Raw genomic sequence first — 2,109 nt, 5'->3', positions numbered from 1 at the left:
GTTCTGGGTTACATCATCGACAATTACAAGGATGAAATTTTGCTTGATCAGGCAGCCGCGTTGGTAAATATGACGCCAAACGCTTTTTGCAAGTACTACAAAAAGACCACAAAAAAAACTTTTATAGAAACAGTAACCGACTATCGGATAAATTACGCCATTCAACAACTTGTAAATTCAGATAAATCTATCTCCGACATCTGCTTTGAGAATGGCTTTGGCGACTTATCGCATTTCTATAAACTTTTTAAAAGAAAGATGAAGCTTAGTCCTTTAAAATACCGCAAGGAATTCAGGAAAGATATCGCCTAATTGATCTTCCCATTAGCAGCATCCGGAGTTTGTTTTAAATAAATACGATACAATTCGAAAAAAGTTGGTGCATCCAATAATTCAATTTTAGGATCAATACGCTTTAACTCATCAACCACTTTTACATACCATCCGGGATCTTTTAAAATATTGCGAAACCAATGAAACGGAACCGGCCGTTTCCCTATTCTATCAAGAATATGCTTTGCCGCTTCGGCAGGATCATCCTCATTAACATCATCATCAGCACGCAGCACAGGCATATTCCCATGTAAAGAAGTTAATGGGGTTTTCTGTGGAACTATTCCGTTAGGACTAAACTTAGCATACGCATCCAGTCCTTTTTTATTAAGCCCGGGCGCCTGGCCATCAATAATAAACCCGGTAATGCTTAAGTCCCACTTATCATAATAAGGTTTGTTGTGTGCTACCCAGGCATCAAGGCCATCCGGTAATGCAGAAATTGGTCTGGGCTGCTGCAACATTCCGGGCATTAAGTACCCCGCACCATTATCAGCTGCAGCGAAATAATCATTTTTTGTTGCCGATTCCCTCCTGTATTCCATTGCCATTGGCACTCGCTGCTGTAAAACCGGACTAATGCACCACATCAATGGAATTTTACCGCGCTCGGGACTATCCCATAAAGTAGGCGTAGTTTGAGACACCCATGAAGATGCATCGTAATCACCAACATAGAAAATAAAGAAATTACGCCCTTTAAAATTAACTTTTCCGTCCTCAGTTAAATAACCTCTTTGCTTCAGTTCAGCCTGGGTAACCCACTTTTGTTCATATTTCTTTTTAAGTGGATAATGCTGCCAGAAAGAGGCATTTGCCAGTGCTCCGAAACCAATAGCATCAGCGTCTTTAAACGCGTTATAGGCGCTTATCACAGCAGAATATTCCCATTCGGTCGGCACATCATCGTGACTACCACCGGCATGTTTAGTATATTTAAAAGCCCATGGAGGGAAACCCCCAAGATATGCATAATCCATGCCCTTATTATGCTGATAAGCAGTAAGCAGTAATTCTTTAAGTGTGTTTAGGTCTGTCCCTGTTTTCTGAGTAGGATCATCAGTTGCAGGCTCATCACCCCAAGGGCTCAGGTCAAAGAAAAACCCGCGTTTACTCACAAAAAAATCATGATTGGTAAGCGTATGATGGTTTGGTCCGGCAGCATGCGGATTCTTCATCCACTGCTGATCTACATAATATGCCCCATACTTTGTATTGGTTTTGCCAGCCTTTGTATATTTCTCCATAAACCACAAGTAAGCATCATTTTTTGCCGAACCTGTGGATAAGCGCTTAGTTCCGGGAATATTACCTGATCCTGTAAATAACGACGATCCATTTTTATTTAATAACCAGACCTTAACAGGTAATTTAGGGCCTTGTAATACAAGTTGTGTGTATAAACTATTTTTAGCAGGATCGTAACGAATGGCAATTACATCTTCTTGCCCCGCAACAGAAGAGGCAACATTACTGGTTGCTGCTACAGTTGGATCATAAACCACCACGCCTTTAATCGCTGACCGGTATGCTTTAACTAAACTAATAACATCCTTATAAACCACAGTATCTCTACTGTTTAACCATTTGTCTTTTTGGCGATATTTATTCCACCAGTACCTGTCAATGTCTATTGACCCATTCTTTACCAAGTAAATATACAGTCTTGGCGATTTGCGGTTCACTATTCCTTGCAGTGTTGAAACTGTATGCACATCATCCCAAGCTGTTTTTACATCTTCAGCGTTACTTAGATCTTTTTCTAAGGTATATCCT

The 2,109-nt window shown here is 40.5% G+C and carries 2 protein-coding genes; one reads left to right on the top strand and one right to left on the bottom strand.

Annotated features, from left to right (window positions below):
* On the top strand, positions 1-312 hold a 312-nt coding region (locus AC1DDX_RS26805), incomplete at its 5' end, for a helix-turn-helix domain-containing protein (protein ID WP_477622970.1).
* Here AC1DDX_RS26805 and AC1DDX_RS26800 read toward each other — a convergent pair.
* Positions 309-2,109, bottom strand: a 1,801-nt coding sequence (locus AC1DDX_RS26800) for a GxGYxYP domain-containing protein (RefSeq protein WP_477622969.1), incomplete at its 5' end; no start/stop codon positions are given. The two genes, AC1DDX_RS26805 and AC1DDX_RS26800, sit on opposite strands and share 4 nt — an antisense overlap.

The sequence above is a fragment of the Pedobacter sp. 10L46_2 genome, from assembly GCF_056395165.1.
The sequence above is the reverse complement of the archived record's forward strand: the minus strand, read 5'-3'. Positions and strand labels throughout refer to the sequence as shown.